This window comes from Streptomyces sp. NPDC059668, from assembly GCF_042734135.1.
Lineage (GTDB): Bacteria > Actinomycetota > Actinomycetes > Streptomycetales > Streptomycetaceae > Streptomyces.
The window spans coordinates 1-17857 of the sequence record NZ_JBHWEL010000036.1 but is presented as its reverse complement, the minus strand read 5'-3'; the positions used below and the strand labels follow the sequence as shown (position 1 = coordinate 17857).

Here is a 17857-nt window from a genome sequence, read left to right as displayed (position 1 = left end):
GGGCCCGGACGAACGGAGCGGCCGCCCCTGGCGAGAACCCGGCCCCACACCGGCCGAGCCCCGACGAGCGGCGACGCGGACCGTCCCCTGGCGGGAAGCCGGCCGGAGCAGCGGCACGCCGCCCCTCACGGAGGAGCGGCCCGAGACACCCGCCACGCGCCGACGAGCGGCACGGACCGTTCCGGCAGGAACCAACCGCAGCAGGGCGGGCCGTTCTTCGCGAGAAACCGGCCCCACACCCCACCACACCCCGCCCCGCCCCGCCCCGACAAGCGGCACGGACCGTCCCCGACGGGAAGCCAGGCGGAGCTGAGGCGCACGCCGTCCCTCGCGCGAAGCCGGCCCCACAACCGACCCGCGCCCGGGCGAGCGGCGCGGGCCGTCCCGGCGGGGAGCCAACCCCGGCAGGGCGGGCCGTTCTTCGTGGGAGGCCGGGCCGGGATACCTCGCCGCGCCGCGACAAGCAAAGTCACTCGGACGGGTTCAGTCTCAAGCGCTGGGCGGATGGGCCGGGGTGCCTCGGTCGGCGTCTCGGGAACCTGCCGACCGACGCACCCGGCCCAGCCGGTCCCGGTCAGCCGTCAGCCGACGACCCCGTCAGCCCGTCAGCGGAGGACGCGGGCCCGGGTGGGAGGCCGGGCCCGGTCCCCGAGGGGTGTCGTCCCTGATGACCTCGCCCTGGACCACCTTGCCGTCCGGGCGATGGATGCGCGCCTGCTGGAAGGCGTCACCGACGCTGCCGGGGGTCGCCGCGCGGATCCGGCGTTCGATGGCCCGCTCGGCGTACCGGCTCAGGGCCTTCTGGACGGGCGGGATGAGCAGGAGCAGCCCCACGGCGTCCGAGACGAGGCCTGGCAGCATCAGGAGCAGGCCGCCGAGCATCATCAGCCCGTTGCCGTTGCCGCCCCCGCCCGTGGGGGCCGTGGGGGCCGCACCGCTCTGCTGCTGTTGCAGCGTCTCGCTGAGGTTGCGGAAGGCCCGGCGGCCGGCCCGCTTGACGATCACGGAACCGAGCACGAAACCGGCGACCAGCAGCAGGAGGACCGCGAAGCCGCTCGCCGCACCCGCGACCACGGTCAGCAGCCAGATCTCCAGCACCAGCCAGACGGCGATGCCGAGCGGCAGGAACGTACGCAGCCGGGATCGCCGCGGCCGGGCGGGGTGCGTGGGAGTCGGAACGCCAGTCGTCATGCACCCAGTGTGCCTGGGCACGGCTCAGTACGGGATAAGCGGATGATCAGCCCCGACCGCGGGACGTGACACGGGTCCGCGGGAAGGCCGGGGAGCGTCCGGAAAGCCCTATACGGACGGCTTGCGTCCGGTGATCCGGCCGACCCGCTCCCCCACACCCCACGTGGTGACCCGCCACAGGGCCTCCACCAGGATGTCGCGGCTCATCTTGGAGTCTCCGAGTTCACGCTCGACGAAGGTGATGGGCACCTCGACGACGTGGTAGCCGGCCTTGACGGCGCGCCGGGCCAGGTCCACCTGGAAGCAGTACCCCTGGGACGCGACCTCGGCGAGTCCGAGGCCCTCCAGGGTCTCCCGCCGGAAGGCCCGGAAGCCGCCGGTGACGTCCCGGATGGGGACGTCGAGCATGAGCCGGGAGTACATGCTGCCGCCGCGCGAGATGAACTCGCGGGACTTGGGCCAGTTCACGACTCGCCCGCCCGGCACCCAGCGCGAGCCGAGCACCAGGTCGGCGCCCTTCAGCGCGGTGAGCAGCCTGGGCAACTCCTCCGGCTGGTGCGAACCGTCCGCGTCCATCTCGATCAGAACGCCGTAGCCGTTCTCCAGGCCCCACCGGAACCCGGCGAGATACGCGGCGCCCAGGCCTTCCTTGCCCTTGCGGTGCAGGACCTGGACGTGGTCGTCCTCGGCGGCCAGCTCGTCGGCGAACTTGCCCGTGCCGTCGGGGCTGTTGTCGTCCGCCACCAGGACGTACGCATCGGGCACCGAGGCGCGCACCCGGCCGACGATCTTCTTGATGTTCTCCGCCTCGTTGTAGGTCGGAATGATCACCAAGGCCGTGCCGAGCGGGCCGAACCGCCTCGCCTGGGCTCCTGCCGCGAGGGTCCCGTCGCCGTCGTTCACTACTGCCCCTTCAAGTCCGTACGCAGGGGTCCACCATAGTGGCCGCAGCCTGCACTGACGCGTCGGTGCGTCACTACAGGGGTGTCGATTCGACAAGAGCCGGGTAAGAGCGCCCTTCCCGCGCCGGAGCACCGCGCCTGCGGATGGGGGCCCGGCGCCCTTCGGGCCGACCAGGGACCCGCTGGCTGCGGGTCGACCGAAAGCCGTTGTCTACTGGACGTCCGGGCCCCACCCGGGTCACACCCTGCCGACAGGCGTGAACGTTCCCTCGCCGTGGCGCCGCCGCTGAGCCTGGCTCCCAGTGGTGGTGCGCCGGTGCGGCACACCGCCCCTGACCCAGCGGCGCTCCGGCGACTGGCTGGAAGTTCTCCGGTCGGACGTCCGGTGGTGGACCCGGCCGAACCTACCGGCCCGTTGCGGCTGGCTGTCAACACTCGTCTGAACTGCGGGCTTTCCCTCTCCGGCCAGGTCGGCGAGGAGGATGCCCAGGTCGCGCGACGGGACGGCGGGGGCCGGTCACCACCCCACCGCCCCAGGAGATCACTCGCCCGGCCGTACGAAGACCGTCCGCCCGCCCACGACGGTGCGCAGACAGACGGGCAGGTCACCGCCGGGGCTCAGGTCCGGCAGTCCGGGGGTGCCCGAGCGGGGGTCCGTTGACCAGCGGGCCACCCGGTCGTCCGGGGCCTGGACCACCAGCTCCTCGGTGCGCCACACGGCGTAGTCCGCGGGTGCGCCCGGTACCAGGACACCCGCGTCGTCGCGTCCGATCGCGCGCCATCCGCCCCGCGTGTGCGCCGTGAAGGCGGCGCGCACCGACACCCGGTGCTCCGGGGTGCGGTGGAAGGCCGCCGCGCGGACGGTGCCCCACGGGTCGAGGGGGGTGACCGGGCTGTCGGAGCCGAAGGCGAGCGGGACGCCGGTGCGCAGCAGGGCCGCCAGCGGGTTGAGGGTCCGGGCCCGCTCCGCCCCGAGGCGCTGGGCGTACATGCCGTCCTCGCCGCCCCACAGCGCGTCGAAGGCGGGCTGCACCGACGCGGTGAGGCCGAACTCGGCGAAGGAGGCGATCGTCTCCGGCGTCAGCATCTCGGCGTGCTCGACACGGTGCCGGGCGGCCCGGACGCGCGCCAGGCCGACCTTCTCGGCGGCCGCGCGCACGCCCTCGACCACCGAGGTCACGGCGGCGTCCCCGATGGCGTGGAAGCCCGCCTGGAGGCCCGCCTCGGTGCAGGCGACCACGTGGGCGGCGACGGCGGCGGCGTCGAGGTACGCGGTGCCGGTGTGCCCGGCGTCGGCGTAGGGCTGGTGCAGACAGGCCGTGTACGAGCCGAGGGAGCCGTCGACGAAGAGGTCGCCGGCGGCGCCGGCCGCGCCCAGTTCGCGGGCCTTCGCCACACCCTCCTCGCCCTGCTCTGCCCAGTAGCCGACCACCCGGGGGCCGCGCTCCTCGGCGGCGAGCCGCAGCAGACCGGTGAGGTCGTCCTCGGAGGAGATGTCCGGGCCCGCGCACTCGTGCAGGGAGCCGATGCCGAGGGAGGCGGCGTGCGCGAGGGCGGCGCGCTGGGCCTCGGTGCGCTGTCGTGCGGTCACGGCGCCGAGGGCGGCGGCGCGGACGGCGTGGTGGGCGTCCCGGGTCAGGGGGCCGTCCTGGTATCCGGAGCGTCCGGTGACGCCGGGGACCAGGTCCAGGAGCGCGGTGCTGGCCACCGCGGAGTGCACGTCGATGCGGGAGAGATAGAGCGGGCGGCCGCCGGTGGCCTCGTCGAGTTCGGCGCGGGTCGGGGGGCGGCCGCCGGGCCAGCGGGCCGCGTCCCAGCCGTGGCCCAGCAGGACCCGGTCGGCGGGGCGGGCGGCGGCGAAGTCGCGTACGAGGGCGAGGGCCGCGTCCAGGGAGGGCGCGTCGCTGAGGTCGAGGCCGGTGAGCGCGAGCCCGGTGGCGGTGGTGTGCACATGGGCGTCGGTGAAGGCCGGGGTGACCAGCGCGCCTTCCAGGTCCACGACCTCGGCGACCCCCTCGGCGAAGGCGTCGGCGGCGCCCTCCGAGCCGACCCAGGCGATCTGACCGCGTTCGACGACCATCGCGGTGGCGAAGGGATCGGCGGGGCTGTGGACTTCTCCACCGCGCAGCAGCACGGTGTCGGACGGGGCGGTGCTCTCACTCATGGGGAACAGTCTCGCGCCTGCCGGGTACCGGCCGTCGCCCGGGTGGGTACCGGCCGGTACCCGGGCGGGTCAGATTCGGGGCGGCCGTGCCTCGTACGGGGTCGACAGGACCACCGTCGTCCGGGTCGAGACGCCCGCGAGGGTACGCAGCCGGGCGAGCAGCTCCTCCAGTTCGTGCGGGGTCGAGACCCGCACCTTGAGGATGTAGTTCTCGTCGCCCGCGACGCTGTGGCAGGCCTCCAGCTCCGGCACGTCCGCGAGCCGTTCCGCGATGTCGTCCGGGGCGCTCGGGTCGAACGGTTTCACCGAGATGAAGGCGGTCAGGGGCAGCCCGACGGCTTCCGGGTCCACGACCGCCGCGTAGCCGCGGATCACGCCGCGCTGTTCGAGGCGGCGCACCCGCTGGTGCACGGCGGATGTGGAAAGGCCCGTGGCCTTGCCCAGGTCGGTGTAACTCATCCGCCCGTCCGCGACGAGCAACTGCACGATCTGTCGGTCCAGCTCCTCCATGGCGCAAGAACCTACAGTGCGCCGTAACCCGCCGGACACCTGAGCAGTGCAGGTCATACCCGGTTCGTGATGTGCGGGGAGCGAGTCGAGCGTCGCCCGGGGGACAAATCCACCGTGGGGGGCATCTGCGGGCGGCATGTGACGAAGGACACAGTGCCGTGACCGGGTCCGTGATGTTCTCGTGATTACCGCGGAGACGGGACGGGAAATGCTTGCTGTGGTCGAGGCCGCAGCGCCTTGTCGGCCCACCCGAGGGGGAGAAATCCATGCAGAGTCTCAAGCGACCTGGTCGTACCGCGTTCAAGCGGCAGCAGTCCGCCGTCGAACCCGAGCCGGAGGGCGTCGACGCGGACGCCGTCGACGGCGAGGACTTCGACGCCTACGACACCTTCGAGATGGTCCGGGTGATCTGCCCGGACTGCGCGCAGCCCATCGCGCTCCTGGCCGACGAGGAGATCCTGCCGGAGCACGCGCTGTGCGCCTCGCCGTGGAACCCGTTCGGGCTCACGGTCTGCGCCGGCACGGGCCGTTCGGCGACCGACGCCCGGTCGGCCGACGAGTCGATGGAGCTTCAGGAGCAGGACACCGCACTCCTGTTGACGCTCCCTCAGGGCCTCGACTGGCGGACGCAGCCGTTCTCGCACGTCGGCGGCCCGGGGTCGCGCCCGATGCGGGTTCCCGAGATGCGGCGCCAGGCCGCCTGAGCCGCGCGAACGCTCAGCTTCCGGCCTCCGGGCCCTCCCAGTAGCTTCCCTGCACCATGGCCCGCAGGCTGTCGTGGTGCAGGATCAGGGTGTCCGGGTCCGGGGGGACGGCGATCTCGCCGAAGTGCACCTGGCGGTAGGCGATGCGCAGCATGACGACGGCGTGCCGCAGGGCCGCGTACAGCGTGTAGAAGTCCATGTCGCGCGGTGGGTGGCCGGTGAGTTCGGCGTAGCGTCGCTCCACCCGGTCGCGGCGCAGGAACCCGGGCAGTCCGCGCTGGCCGAAGCTCACGGTGAGGTCCTGGAAGAAGCGGTGCAGATAGACGGTCCAGCCGAGGTCGACCTCGCGCGGGGCGGGTGCCGCCATCTCCCAGTCGAGGACGGCCGCGGGTTCGAAGCCGTCGTAGACGACGTTCCCGATGCGCGCGTCGCCCCAGTTGAGCACCGCCTCGCCCTCGTCGCGCGGCCACACCTCGTCCAGTCGGTCGAAGGCGCTCTCGATGAGGGGCGAGCGCGCGCGTCCGCCGACGACCCAGGTGTAGTAGGCGCGTTGGGCCTCGACGTGCCGGCGCAGCGGGCTGCCGTCACCGGGAAGGGCCAGGAACTCCGCCGCCGCGAGGGGTACTTGGTCGTGGAGGCGGGCGAGCAGTCCGACCGAGGCCGCCTCCAGTCGTGCGCGCTCCCGGTCGCTCGCCGCGTGCAGCCAGTTCCCTTCGTACGTATAGGGCATGACGTCCGGCGGTACGCGTCCCTCGACCCGTTCCATGACGAAGAACGGCGCGCCGAGCGGTCCGGGGTCCTCCTCCAGCCACAGCACACGGGGGACGGGAAGGTCCGTGTGCTCGGCGACCAGCCGCATCGTGCGGTACTGCCGGGGCAGGTCGTACACGGGGAAGACGGTGTACGCAGCCGGGTCCGCCGCCAGTCTCAACGCGCACGCCACCAGCGGCGGTTCGGGGTGGTCGATGTCGAAGAGCAGGGTCTCGCTGGACATGCCGTTGGACGCGGGGGCGGTGACGCGCACCGCCTTGGCGCCGGGGAGGCGTGCGCCGAGCCAGGCGGTCAGTCGCCGGGCGAGTTCGTCCCGGTCGCGGGTGGTCGTGCGCGGGCGGGGTGCCGTGGCCATGTCCACTCCCTTCGGGGCGCGTCCGGGGGTCAGGGCGCGACCGAGTCGAATCCGGTGAAGCCGCTCGGGTCGTGCCGGCCGAACGAGCCGTGTTCGAAGATCCCGTGTCCGACCTGCCCGTCCAGCGTGCAGCGGGCGGCGTGGTCGACGACCCCGTACGCGGCGCGGGGGTGCGCGGCCGGGTCGGAGAGGTCGTAGGTACGGCGGTCGGTCCAGCCGCGCCCGCGCCAGGTGCCGTGCTGCCAGTCGTCGGCCGGCGGATAGCCCGCCCCCACCGCCAGCGGCGAGGAGGTGAGCACCTCGACGTCCAGCCGCAGCGGTGCCCGGTCCCGCGGCCGGGTGAGGTGGACGACGGCGGAGGTGGGCCGGCGGGTGCCGGGCTGGTAGGTGATCTCGGCCTGGGGCCAGCCGAGTTGGAGGTCGCGTGCGCCGTGGCGTACGAGCGTCGCGTCGTTCAGGGACCGATGACCGTCGGCGTCCTCCTGCACGACGACCATCAGGAACCGGTCCTCGAACCTGACCGGGCACCACACCCAGTGGAAACCCTCCGCCGGATTCTCGTCCGCGAACCTGCCGCCCTCCTCCCCCGGGACCGGGCGCACGCCCCAGCTGCGGTCGCGGGTGCCGGTCCACCGGCCCGGAGCCAGGAGGATCTCCTCGCCGCCGAGGCGGATCCAGCCCTCGCAGTGGCCCGCCTGAACGAAGCGCCTGCCCTCCAGGGTGAGCCGGTCGCCGCGCCGCTGGAGGTGGTGCGGCTCCCAGAGCGCCGGGAAGTCCGCCGTCCAGGTGATCTCGTAGGACAGTCCGTCCGGGTCGTCGGGATCGGCCGCGCAGCTCAGTACGAACTCCTTCAGGGGACGCTCGACGCGTATCCGGAGCGGGCCGACGGCCAGTTCCGTCCGGTCGTCCCCGAGCGCGTCCGACGCCCGCACCGCGTGCAGGAGGTCGCCCCGCCGCAGGGTGGCGTACGCGTCGATCACCCCGAGGTTCGGATAGACACCGAGTCCCAGGATCAGCAACGCCCGTCCCTGGTGGTCGAAGACGTGGAAGATGCAGCGGTCGTAGGCGTTCCGGTCGCCGGTCGCGACGTGCTTCATGGACAGGGGCACCTGGTGCACGGGGTACTCGTCGAGGGCGACGGGGCGGTCGTCGGACATGTCAGGCCTCCCTGGGGGCACGGCAGTCGACCTCCGGGCGGAGGCTTTCGGCCTCCGACAGAGAAATTGACGGTACGTCAGATATGGTTCGGGGGCCAGAGACCGTACTCCGGCCCGAACGCCGCCCGCCGACGGACGACCGGCCGCGCACCGGCCGGCGCGACACCCCGTACGAACCGGCCTCGACACCCCGTACGAACCGGGCTCGACACCCCGTACATGCCGACCTGGACACCCTGTACGAGCCGGTCGCGTCACCCCGTACGAGCCGGTCGCGAACTCACGCCCGATTGAGCGGGCCGGTGACCTGTCCGGCCGCCCGCGCGTTGCCCCCTGCATGACCCTCACTTATGCGGTGACCGGGCGCGGGCGCCAGATCCCCACCCCCGCTTCGGCAGAATCGGTTCGGCAGGTCCCTCCGCCGCCACCGGCCCCGCCGGTCCCGGATCCCCCCATCTACCGCGCACTGATCCGCACCTGGGCCGACCGCGGCCGCACGTTGCCGGGGCTGCACGACCCGGAGTGGGTCCGACTGGCGACGCCTCCGGCCGGCCCGTACCCGTTCACCGCGGGCCGGGAGCCGCGAGGTGACGGGCGTTGAGCGTCCGCCGGAGCTGAGGAACGCCCCCCGACGACCCGCGACGACCCGCGACGACCCGCGACGGTTCGGCCTCGCACGGACGGCGTGCGACCGGGAAGTCCGCGGTGCGGCCGCATCCGTCGAGCGCACGGACGGCGTCCGCGGTGACCGCCGATCCGGGGTGGAGAACGGCCCGACCGGCGACCGGGCCGCGACGTGCGTTCCCGGCCGGGGGGCTTCGCAGCTCCCTCCGACGGCCGTGTCGCCTGAGCGGCGGGATATTGGTCCGAACCATTGACGCAGTGGTCTAGTCCTCCTACTGTTCCCCCACGCGTCAACGCGCGCATGCCAAAAAGCGCCCGTTCCCCTCTCCCCCACGAGGAGACTCGATGCTCACACCGCTCCGCTCCCGCTTCCGGGACCTCCCCCGCGCTCTCCACCCGGGCCGCACGGGGCGTGCCCCCGTCCGGTCGCTCCTGTCCGCCGTGTGCTGCGCCGTCCTCGGCGCGGGGCTGCTGGCCGGCGCCGGGACCGCGACGGCCACGGAGTCCCCCGCCGCACGCACCGCCACGGCGACCGGTACCGCCCAGGCGGCCGCGGCCGGCTCGAAGGTGGTCGGCTACTTCACCGAATGGGGCGTCTACGACCGGAATTACCACGTCAAGAACGTCCAGACGTCCGGTTCGGCCGCCAAGCTCACCCACATCAACTACGCCTTCGGCAACGTCACCGGTGGCAAGTGCGCCATGGGTGACGCCTACGCGGCGACCGACAAGGCCTACACCGCCGACCAGTCGGTGGACGGTGTGGCCGACACCTGGGACCAGCCGCTGCGGGGCAACTTCAACCAGCTGCGCAAGCTGAAGAAACTGCACCCGAACCTCAAGGTGCTCTGGTCGTTCGGCGGTTGGACCTGGTCCAGCGGCTTCGGCGAGGCGGCCAGGAACCCGGCGGCGTTCGCCCAGTCCTGCTACGACCTGGTCGAGAACTCCAAGTGGGCGGACGTCTTCGACGGCATCGACATCGACTGGGAGTACCCGAACGCCTGCGGCAACACCTGTGACACCAGCGGCAAGGCGGCGTACAGGAACCTGATGGCGGCGCTGCGCGCGAAGTTCGGCAGCGGCGCGCTGGTCACCTCCGCGATCTCCGCCGACGCCACCAGCGGCGGCAAGCTCGACGCGGCCGACTACGCGGGCGCGGCCCAGTACGTCGACTGGTACAACCCGATGACGTACGACTACTTCGGTGCCTGGGACGCGGCCGGGCCGACGGCCCCGCACTCGCCGCTGAACTCCTACACCGGCATCCCCAAGGCGGGGTTCTACACCTCCGCCACGATCGCGAAGCTCAAGGGGCTCGGCATCCCGGCCTCGAAGCTGCTGCTCGGTATCGGCTTCTACGGCCACGGCTGGACCGGCGTGACCCAGGCGGCCCCCGGCGGCACGGCCACCGGACCCGCGGCCGGAACCTACGAGCAGGGCACCGAGGACTACAAGGTGCTCAGGACGAAGTGCCCGGCGACCGGCACCGTAGGCGGCACGGCGTACGCCAAGTGCGGCAACAACTGGTGGAGTTACGACACCCCGTCGACCATCGCCGGGAAGATGACGTACAAGAACCAGCAGGGGCTGGGCGGCACGTTCTTCTGGGAGCTCAGCGGCGACACCTCGAACGGCGAGCTGATCAAGTCGATCAACTAGAGGCTGTCCGTGGTCCCCGGTGGATCAGCGCGCGGGGTCGGTTGCGGTGCAGCGCGACGCGGAGGGTCGTCCTGGTACCGGGCGTGCCAGGGCGATCCGACGACGCGGCGCGAGGGTCTCCCCCGCGCGAAGGGCTCGCTGGAGTGCCGTGGCTGTCGTCGTGCGCCCGCCGGGGATCACGGGACAGCGCTCAACTGCCGGAGCGTGAGCACTCGGGGCGGGGGTCGAGTGGCCCTCGCCCCTCACTCAGGAGTCCCGGCGGGCGGACTGCGGGGCCCGGTAGGAGGGGTCGATCTCCTCGACCGCGCGCATCGCGCCGCCCAGCGTCTTCACCAGCAGCTCGCGCATCGTGTCGCGGGGCAGGTTCGGGTGGCCGATCCAGTCGAGGGTCGCGCCCTCGACGCTGTAGAGCCAGGCGAGCAGCGCCATCCGGGGCAGCGGCGCGATCTTGCGTCTGCCGTAGGCCCCTTCGGCGATGGTCTCGACGATGACCTCGCGCACGCCCTCCCGGATCGCCTGCACCTCGGTGTCGAAGCCGACCCCGCCGGTGATGATCGTGCGGTAGGCCGCCTGGTTGTGCTCGGCGTAGCGGAGATAGCCGTCGATGGTGCGGTGCACCCGCTCGGCCGGGGGCAGTTCGAGGCCGCCCGCCGCCCGGGAGACCAGGTCCGCGACGGAGTCCTCGACGATCGCGAGGTAATAGCCGCGCTTGGACTTGAAGTAGTAGTAGATCAGCCCTTTGGCGACGTGCGCCTGCCGCGCGATGTCGTCCATCGACAGTGCGTCGTACGACGTGTCCGCGAACAACTTCCGCCCGATGGCGATCAGTTCGGTACGACGCGCCAGCGAACGATCGGTGCCGCGCGCCCGGGGGCGGTCGACAGCACGCTGTTGACTATGATTCAATTCCGGCCCTAGTCTCCGACTGCCAGCGGGACGTTGGCAGTATGACAGAACGACGCCACCTGCTCGTTCGACTCCGATCGACTGGCCGGACCCGCTTTCGGCGGGGCACCGGAACGATCAGCTCACAGCAGGCCGAGCTGGGTGACGAGCATCGCCAGGACCACGACAAAGGTCCAGCCCACGACGTGTTCGAGGATCTTGGGGCCGTCGTCCTTGGGGCCGCCGGTGCGGGCGCGGACACGGGGGGCGGTGGCGGAGGTCGCGGTCATGGCTTCTCGCAGACGTAGGGGTGCGGTCGGATCCCCGCCCCTCACCGGCTCCCCACCGACCCGACCACCTTGCCACCGGAACGGGTTTCAGCGGTAGAGACCTTGGTCACCCCTCACCACGCAAGACACTTCGACCACCGTCGAATCGGCCCGGTCTCCGCAACGGTGTGCCACAGGTGTGGGTCTCCTCACAGGACAGTGGTCAGCCAACCGAAAGGTCCTCGATGAGCACGTTACGGACGCCTCGCCGCAGAGCCCGCCTCGCTCTGGCGGCGGCGATCACGGTGGCAGCCGCCTTGACGGGCCCGGTCTCCCAGGCCGCGACCTCCTCCCCCGCCTCCTCCCCCTCCGCCGCGCCCTCCCCGGGCGCCGCGGGCCTCGGCGACCCGGTCTTCCCGCTCGACGGCAACGGCGGCTACCGGGTCGACCGCTATCTCCTCGACTTCGACTGGCGGGCACCGGGGACACCGTTCGGGGCCGCCACGACGGTCAGGGCGACGGCCACCCAGGCCCTGTCCCGCTTCGACCTGGACTTCGCGGGCAACACCCTGCACACGGTGACCGTGAACGGGACGACGGCCGCGGCCGTGCGCGACGGCGACGAGCTGGTGATCACCCCGGCCAGGCCGCTCGCACAGGGCAAGCCGTTCACGGTCAAGGTCACCTACACCGCCGATCCGACCCAGATGCGCCACCGCGACGACGCCATCGAGGACTACGGCTGGATCCCCACGCCCGACGGCACCGTGCTCTATCCGCAGCCCGACGGCGCCAAGATGATCTTCCCCTCGAACGATCACCCGAGTCAGCGCGCCCCGATCACCTTCCACATCACCACCCCGCCCGGACTCACCGCCGTGGCCAACGGCAGGCTCACCGGCCGCACCGAGCAGCCGGACGGCCGTGTGCGGTGGACGTACGACTCCGGGCAGCCCCTCGCGACCCAGCTCGCGCAGCTCGCGATCGGCAGGTTCACCTTCGTCGACAGCACCGGCCCGCACGGGCTGCCCCTGCGCGACGTGGTCCCGGACGGCCTGGTCGCGGCCACCGAGCAGTACCGCAAGCTCACCGCCGAGCACATCGCGTGGCTGGAGGAGCGGCTCGGCCCCTACCCCTTCGACCGGTACGGCCTGCTCGTCGGCGACACCGACCTGGGGGTGGCCCTGGAGACCCAGACGCTCTCCCTGATCCCGAAGGCCGACCTGCTCGGCGACCGGGTGAGCGCCGAACGCAACCTGGTGCACGAGCTGACCCACCAGTGGACCGGCGACAGCGTCGGCATCAGGACCTGGTCCGACCTGTGGCTGAGCGAGGGACACGCCCGCTTCTACGAACGTCTGTACTCGGAGGAGCACGGCGGCGACAGCTTCGAGGCCACGATGAGGACGGCGTACGCGGCCCACGACCAGTGGCGCCACGACTACGGCGCCCCGGCCGAACCGACCGAGCCGAACCTCTTCAAGCGGATGCGGTACGACGGCTCGACCCTCGTCCTGTACGCCCTGCGGGAGAAGGTCGGCCCGACGGTCTTCGGGAAGATCGAGCGGGCCTGGGCCACCCAGTACCGCGGAAGGACCGCCGGCACCCAGGACTACGTCGACCTGGCCTCGAAGGTCGCGGGCCAGGACCTGGACGGGTTCCTGCACCCCTGGCTGTACGGCGCGAAGACCCCGCCGATGCCGAACCACCCGGACTGGGTGGTCGACCCGGTACAGGGCTGAACCGAGGGGGCGGCCCACCGCCCGGGCCGCCCCCTCCTCACCGGACGCCGACCGCGGCGAGCGCCTGACGCTGCCGCTCCGTGGGCCGCGCGGGGAAGTACAGGTAGCAGACGCCACCGGTGCCGGAGACGACGTTCCCGGAGGCGTTGTACCGCTTGGTGCGCAGCCAGATCGTCTCCCACTCGGACCGCCGGTAGACGCGGCGCACCGCGGCGTCGTCGGGCGAGGCCGGGTCGTTGGCGATCACGTCGCCGTCCGCGGTGAAGCCGACGACGGTCATGAGATGGCCCGAGGTGCCGTAACCCGCCCCGGTCAGTTCCGACTTGAGGAAGGACTGGGACGTTATGGCCGGGATGCCGGCCGCGATCAGGGTCTCCAGGTCGGCGAGCGAGCCGAGGCGCGTCACCACGCCCTGCATGTCCTTGTACGTCGCCGCGTAGGCGGCGTTGAACGGCCAGTTGCCGCAGCCGTCGTACTGGTAGTCGTAGGTGTAGCGGGCCGCGTGGCACACCTGCGGGTCGGTCAGGCCCGGGGCGACCCAGGCCAGTTGCTCCGCCGTCGGCCGGCGCCCCCAGTACTCGATGATCATCTGCGAGGAGGTGGGGCTGCACCAGGCCTCCCCGCCGTTGTCGTACTCGGGGTACTGGCCGGCGTGGATCTCCTGCGAGTAGCGCGGCACGGTCAGTTCGCGGGCGAGCCCGTGAGCCGAGGCCGGGACGGTGAAGCGGTCGGGGATGTCGGAGCCCATCGCGCCGAGCCGCCACACGGTGGGCGTGGCCCCCGAACCCGGAGCGCGGTACAGCGTCAGGCGCAGCCGGTACGAGACCAGGCGCAGGCCCGAGGCCGCGTCGTCGATGGCGAAGGTGTCCGTCCAGACGCTGCTTCGGCCGTCCTTCTGGCCGTCGACGGAGGTCCGCCTGATGTCCTGGTCACCGGCCGCCCAGCGGCCCATCACGTACCAGGGCGTGGCGGTGCCGTCGGAGTAGGTGCCGGTGAGCTCGACCTGGAGCCAGGTGCCCGCGGGGGTGTGCGCGTTCCAGGAGGCGATGGCCTCCGTGGCGGGGACGGCGAGCCGGTGGACCGGGGAGGTCCAGGTCGCGTACTCCCAGGTGGCCTTCCTGCCGGTGTGCGGATCCTGGTACGCGGTGGTGCCGGCCGGAGAGGCGATCACGAGGCCCGGCCGGGTGCCCGACACGGCCCGCGTGCCCTTCGCGGTACCCGAGCGCCAGTCGGCGTACGAGGTCCAGGCGCGGTTGTCCACGGCGCGCGCGGGCGCGTGCCCCCGGCGTGCTTTGCGGGCGCGTGCTTCCGCCGCCCCGGCCGGAGTGGCGGCGGCACCGGTCGCCGCCGCGACCACCGCGGCGGCCAGAATGGTTCTGCGGGACGGCTCTGAAGCTCTGGTCATGGGTGGGTGACCTCCGTTCGTCCGGAAGCGGCAATTCCCAACTATGGACGGCGTGAGGGGACTTCTGCCAGCACTTCGACCCGTGCCGCGCCCACCAATATTGGTCGGGACCACTGGCGTGACCTGCGACGCCGACGGGCATCCGGACGTCGTCCCCGCCGAACGCCCGGGAATCGGCCCCGTCGGCGCGGATATCCGACCGTATTTCCCGGACATCCCCGAAGACCCTTCACGGGCATCTCCCGGGCATTTCCCGGGCCTCTCGTGACCCTTTCCCCGCACCTTCTTCCGACTTTTCCCCGCTTCCCCTCGGCCTCTCTCCAGAATTTCCCCTGAACTCCTCCCGCTCGGCTTCCCGACGCGTTCTCCCACCTGCCGATCCGGCGGAAATCGCCCCGGCCTAAAATGATCCCGGACATACCCGCACACACCTCACAGGACCCGGGACACCCCATTCGCGATCTCGCCTCCCACCTGAGCCGGCTGCCGCCCTCCACCGGCCCCGTCCGCCTGATCGGCGTCGACGGACACGCGGGCTCCGGGAAGAGCACGTTCACCGGACGGCTGGCCGCGGCGCTGGGCGGCGCGCCCGTACTGCACCTCGACGACATCGCGACACACGAAGAGCTCTTCGCGTGGACGCCCCGCCTGCTGGACCAGGTGATCGCGCCGCTGGGCCGGGGCGCGACGGCGCGCTTCGCCCCGTACGACTGGACGGCCAGGGCTTTCGGGCCGGTGCGCGAACTGCCGGCCGCGCCCGTGGTCCTGCTGGAGGGCGTCGGCGCCGGACGCCGGGCGCTGCGCCCACATCTCGCACGGCTGCTGTGGATGGAACTGCCTCGCGACGAGGCCTGGGCGCGTGGGCGCCGGCGGGACGGCGAGACGCAGAGCGCGTTCTGGGCCGAGTGGGTCTCCGCGGAACGCCGGCATTTCGCCGAGGACCCCTCAAGGCCCTTCGCGGATCTTCTGGTGCGGCAGTGCCCCGAGGGATACGAGGTGATTTCGGGGCCTGCCGGGACCCCTGGACCGGACCAGTTCCTCACGCACGGTGACGGACCATCCGCAATGTGCTGAACTCGTGAAGACCCTTGCGGGACAAGTTCCGCCAGTGCCTCAACTCGGCTTGACCGGGGGGCCGTACAGGACTTACGTTCTGAATGTGCGGCCCTCCGGGGTCGCCCCGCAGACGCGAAGCCCCCGGTTGTTCCCCCGTGATCGGGGGCTTCGTTCTGCCCACACCCTTACTTTTCGGGCGCCGCGTGACGCGATTCGCTCACCCTGGGTCACCGGATGAAGTGCGCCCCGTCTGCTCCCACCTCGTGCAACGGTGCTGTCGGCACCCTTCGGCAGGCCCATGCGGCGCAGGTACCATGCCTCTCGGTGCGACCTTCGGACGGCTTGCTCAGCGCACCGGTGCAACTCCCGTCCGCGGCACAGCGGTTCGACCAAGCTGCCGACGGGCACCGGCCCGCTCGGAGAACCATCGGGGGCACGGTTTGTGGGGGACGTGATGGACTTCGGCACGCAGGGCCCGGAGGCCCCGGCCGACCTCGCCTGGATGCGAGGTGTGGACGCCTACACGATGGGCGCCTATCCACAGGCGGAGGAGGAGTTCCGCACCGCGGTCCGGATGGACCCCGGCATGGCGGACGGCTGGCTCGGACTGCACGCGCTGCGCGTGGACACGACGACCGCGCTGCTGCGCATGTTCCGCCACCGGGACCGCTTCGGCGAACAGCGCTCCCGGCATCGACGCACCCTGAACTCCTGGTACTGGCTGGGCTGGTGGGTGCAGCCGGTGCTGGAGAGTCCGCGGGACCTGCTGCTCGCGCACGCCTCGCACTGGCTGGACGGGCGTCATGTCCCCGAACTGGACCGGGCGTTGGCCGGTTTACCGCCGGTGGACGCGGATCCCCAGGTGCGCTTCCTGCACGCCTGCCGGGCTTATCTCGTCAAGGACTGGGAGCAACTGGTCCGGCACACGGACCCGTTGATCGACGATCCGATGCTCGGCATAGAGGCCGGCCTCTTCGGCGGCATGGCCCGGGTCCGGCTGGAGATGTTCGGGCAGGCGGAGCCGCTGCTGTCCTCGGCGCTGATGCGCTGCCGCAGCGAGCAGCCGCAGCGCAAGGAGCTGCGGTACTGGCTGGCCCGGGCGCACGAGGGCACCGGCCGGTCGGCCGCCGCGCTGCCGCTGTACCGGGCCGTGCACCGCGTCGACCCCGCCTTCATGGACACCTCCGCGCGGCTCGCCGCGATCTCCGAGGGCGACGGGTACGACGACGCCGCCGCCGACCTGGCGGCGATCACCCTCACCGGGATCGGCCAGGACGTGATGGACGGTCCGGACGGCCTGGATCCGCTCTGGGGCGGGGAGGGCCGCGACCTGCGGCTCCCCGAGGCGGACCCGCTGCCGCCCGGCGCGGTGTCCCCGGAGACCGACGTGGTGCGGGAGAAGGCCGTGGTGCCGGTACGGCCGCTGCCCGCCGGACCGACCGACCCGGCCCTGCTCGAGGAGGCGCTCGCCGAGCTGGAGCGCATGGTGGGACTGGAGCCCGTGAAGCGCCAGGTGAAGGCGTTGTCGGCACAGTTGAACATGGCGCGGCTGCGGACCGGGCAGGGGCTGCCCGTCCAGCCTCCGAAGCGCCACTTCGTCTTCTCCGGCCCCTCGGGCACCGGCAAGACCACCGTGGCCCGCATCCTCGGCCGGGTCTTCTACGCGCTCGGTCTGCTCGGCGGCGACCACCTCGTGGAGGCGCAGCGGGCGGATCTGGTGGGCGAGTATCTGGGCCAGACCGCCGTCAAGGCCAATGAGCTGATCGACTCCGCGATCGGCGGGGTTCTCTTCGTGGACGAGGCGTACTCGCTGTCCAACTCGGGATACGGCAAGGGCGACGCGTACGGCGACGAGGCCCTCCAGGTGCTCCTGAAGCGGGCCGAGGACAACCGCGACCACCTGGTCGTCATCCTCGCCGGCTATCCGGAGGGCATGGACCGTCTGCTCGCCGCCAACCCGGGGCTGTCCTCGCGCTTCACCACCCGCGTCGACTTCCCGTCCTACCGCCCTCTCGAACTCACCTCCATCGGCGAGGTGCTCGCCGCGGAGAACGGTGACATCTGGGACGAGGAGGCGCTGGACGAGCTGCGCTCGATCGCCGGGCACGTCGTCGATCAGGGGTGGATCGACGAGCTCGGGAACGGGCGGTTCCTGCGGACGCTGTACGAGAAGAGCTGCGCGTACCGGGATCTTCGGCTGTCGGGGTATCCGAGCACGCCGTCGCGGGACGATCTGTCCACGCTTCGGTTGCCGGATCTGATGCAGGCGTACGGGGAGGTGTTGTCGGGGCGGGGGCCCCAGGACCCGTCGGCCCTGTGAACCCGGCTCTCGCCCCCGCCGCCCCTACCCGTCCCGTCCCCGGGGCTCCGCCCCGGACCCCGCCAAGGGGCTGCCGCCCCCTGGACCCCCGCTTCGCCCGAAGGGCTCGTCCTCAATCGCCGGACGGGCTGGGTATGTCAGCC

At 72.1% G+C, this 17857-nt stretch carries 14 protein-coding genes; 5 read left to right on the top strand and 9 right to left on the bottom strand.

Features of this window, described 5'->3' with window-relative positions; all coding sequences use genetic code 11:
- Positions 1-597: 597 nt before the first annotated feature.
- The 4 genes from fxsA to ACFV2J_RS24425 form a co-directional block, all read right to left on the bottom strand.
- Positions 598-1191 carry an FxsA family membrane protein gene (gene fxsA, locus ACFV2J_RS24440; protein ID WP_385087441.1) on the bottom strand — a complete coding sequence of 198 codons (594 nt, stop codon included), beginning with the start codon at positions 1189-1191 and terminating at the stop codon, positions 598-600.
- A gap of 108 nt (positions 1192-1299) precedes the next feature.
- Positions 1300-2094, bottom strand: a complete 795-nt coding sequence (locus tag ACFV2J_RS24435; RefSeq protein ID WP_385087443.1) for a polyprenol monophosphomannose synthase — start codon at positions 2092-2094, stop codon at positions 1300-1302.
- 540 nt (positions 2095-2634) lie between these two features.
- The gene (locus tag ACFV2J_RS24430; protein WP_385087445.1) at positions 2635-4257 is read right to left on the bottom strand and encodes an amidohydrolase; all 1623 of its coding nucleotides are present in this window, start codon (positions 4255-4257) and stop codon (positions 2635-2637) included.
- A gap of 69 nt (positions 4258-4326) precedes the next feature.
- Positions 4327-4767, bottom strand: a complete 441-nt coding sequence (locus ACFV2J_RS24425; protein WP_168527124.1) for an Lrp/AsnC family transcriptional regulator — start codon at positions 4765-4767, stop codon at positions 4327-4329.
- Between the two features lie 266 nt (positions 4768-5033).
- On the opposite strand from ACFV2J_RS24425, the gene ACFV2J_RS24420 reads away from it, so the two are divergent.
- Positions 5034-5471: a hypothetical protein gene (locus ACFV2J_RS24420; protein WP_385087447.1), complete on the top strand. Its 438-nt coding sequence runs from the start codon at positions 5034-5036 to the stop codon at positions 5469-5471.
- Between the two features lie 13 nt (positions 5472-5484).
- On the opposite strand, the gene ACFV2J_RS24415 is transcribed toward ACFV2J_RS24420, so the two are convergent.
- Positions 5485-6597 carry a phosphotransferase family protein gene (locus ACFV2J_RS24415; protein WP_385087449.1) on the bottom strand — a complete coding sequence of 371 codons (1113 nt, stop codon included), beginning with the start codon at positions 6595-6597 and terminating at the stop codon, positions 5485-5487.
- 29 nt (positions 6598-6626) lie between these two features.
- Positions 6627-7754 carry a hypothetical protein gene (locus tag ACFV2J_RS24410; RefSeq protein WP_385087451.1) on the bottom strand — a complete coding sequence of 376 codons (1128 nt, stop codon included), beginning with the start codon at positions 7752-7754 and terminating at the stop codon, positions 6627-6629.
- Between the two features lie 969 nt (positions 7755-8723).
- Between ACFV2J_RS24410 and ACFV2J_RS24405 the strand changes: the two genes are divergently transcribed.
- Positions 8724-10037 (top strand): glycoside hydrolase family 18 protein, encoded by a 1314-nt coding sequence (locus tag ACFV2J_RS24405; protein ID WP_385087453.1) that lies wholly within the window; start codon positions 8724-8726, stop codon positions 10035-10037.
- A gap of 246 nt (positions 10038-10283) precedes the next feature.
- Here the strand turns inward: ACFV2J_RS24405 and ACFV2J_RS24400 are convergent, their stop codons facing one another.
- Together ACFV2J_RS24400 and ACFV2J_RS24395 are read right to left on the bottom strand one after the other, a co-directional pair.
- The gene (locus ACFV2J_RS24400; RefSeq protein ID WP_385087455.1) at positions 10284-10943 is read right to left on the bottom strand and encodes a TetR/AcrR family transcriptional regulator; all 660 of its coding nucleotides are present in this window, start codon (positions 10941-10943) and stop codon (positions 10284-10286) included.
- A 122-nt stretch (positions 10944-11065) separates the two neighbouring features.
- Positions 11066-11212, bottom strand: a complete 147-nt coding sequence (locus ACFV2J_RS24395; RefSeq protein WP_266697636.1) for an SCO1431 family membrane protein — start codon at positions 11210-11212, stop codon at positions 11066-11068.
- A gap of 224 nt (positions 11213-11436) precedes the next feature.
- On the opposite strand from ACFV2J_RS24395, the gene ACFV2J_RS24390 reads away from it, so the two are divergent.
- Positions 11437-12933, top strand: coding sequence for a M1 family metallopeptidase (locus tag ACFV2J_RS24390; protein WP_385087457.1), 1497 nt, complete (start codon positions 11437-11439; stop codon positions 12931-12933).
- 37 nt (positions 12934-12970) lie between these two features.
- Here ACFV2J_RS24390 and ACFV2J_RS24385 read toward each other — a convergent pair whose 3' ends face one another.
- Positions 12971-14338, bottom strand: coding sequence for a peptidase C39 family protein (locus ACFV2J_RS24385; RefSeq protein ID WP_385440543.1), 1368 nt, complete (start codon positions 14336-14338; stop codon positions 12971-12973).
- Between the two features lie 405 nt (positions 14339-14743).
- Here ACFV2J_RS24385 and ACFV2J_RS24380 point away from each other — a divergent pair, with 405 nt between their 5' ends.
- Both ACFV2J_RS24380 and ACFV2J_RS24375 read left to right on the top strand, forming a co-directional pair.
- Positions 14744-15412 (top strand): uridine kinase, encoded by a 669-nt coding sequence (locus ACFV2J_RS24380; protein ID WP_385087461.1) that lies wholly within the window; start codon positions 14744-14746, stop codon positions 15410-15412.
- Positions 15413-15848: 436 nt separating this feature from the next.
- A complete protein-coding gene (locus ACFV2J_RS24375; RefSeq protein WP_385440540.1) occupies positions 15849-17714 on the top strand; it encodes an AAA family ATPase in 1866 nt (621 codons plus the stop codon).
- The last annotated feature ends 143 nt before the right edge of the window (positions 17715-17857 follow it).

Coding starts and splice junctions, on each gene's coding strand:
- fxsA (WP_385087441.1), bottom strand. CDS start 1,191: ATGACGACTGGCGTTCCGACTCCCACGCACCCCGCCCGGCCGCGGCGA.
- ACFV2J_RS24430 (WP_385087445.1), bottom strand. CDS start 4,257: ATGAGTGAGAGCACCGCCCCGTCCGACACCGTGCTGCTGCGCGGTGGA.
- ACFV2J_RS24425 (WP_168527124.1), bottom strand. CDS start 4,767: ATGGAGGAGCTGGACCGACAGATCGTGCAGTTGCTCGTCGCGGACGGG.
- ACFV2J_RS24420 (WP_385087447.1), top strand. CDS start 5,034: ATGCAGAGTCTCAAGCGACCTGGTCGTACCGCGTTCAAGCGGCAGCAG.
- ACFV2J_RS24415 (WP_385087449.1), bottom strand. CDS start 6,597: ATGGCCACGGCACCCCGCCCGCGCACGACCACCCGCGACCGGGACGAA.
- ACFV2J_RS24410 (WP_385087451.1), bottom strand. CDS start 7,754: ATGTCCGACGACCGCCCCGTCGCCCTCGACGAGTACCCCGTGCACCAG.
- ACFV2J_RS24405 (WP_385087453.1), top strand. CDS start 8,724: ATGCTCACACCGCTCCGCTCCCGCTTCCGGGACCTCCCCCGCGCTCTC.
- ACFV2J_RS24395 (WP_266697636.1), bottom strand. CDS start 11,212: ATGACCGCGACCTCCGCCACCGCCCCCCGTGTCCGCGCCCGCACCGGC.
- ACFV2J_RS24390 (WP_385087457.1), top strand. CDS start 11,437: ATGAGCACGTTACGGACGCCTCGCCGCAGAGCCCGCCTCGCTCTGGCG.
- ACFV2J_RS24385 (WP_385440543.1), bottom strand. CDS start 14,338: ATGACCAGAGCTTCAGAGCCGTCCCGCAGAACCATTCTGGCCGCCGCG.
- ACFV2J_RS24380 (WP_385087461.1), top strand. CDS start 14,744: ATGATCCCGGACATACCCGCACACACCTCACAGGACCCGGGACACCCC.
- ACFV2J_RS24375 (WP_385440540.1), top strand. CDS start 15,849: ATGGACTTCGGCACGCAGGGCCCGGAGGCCCCGGCCGACCTCGCCTGG.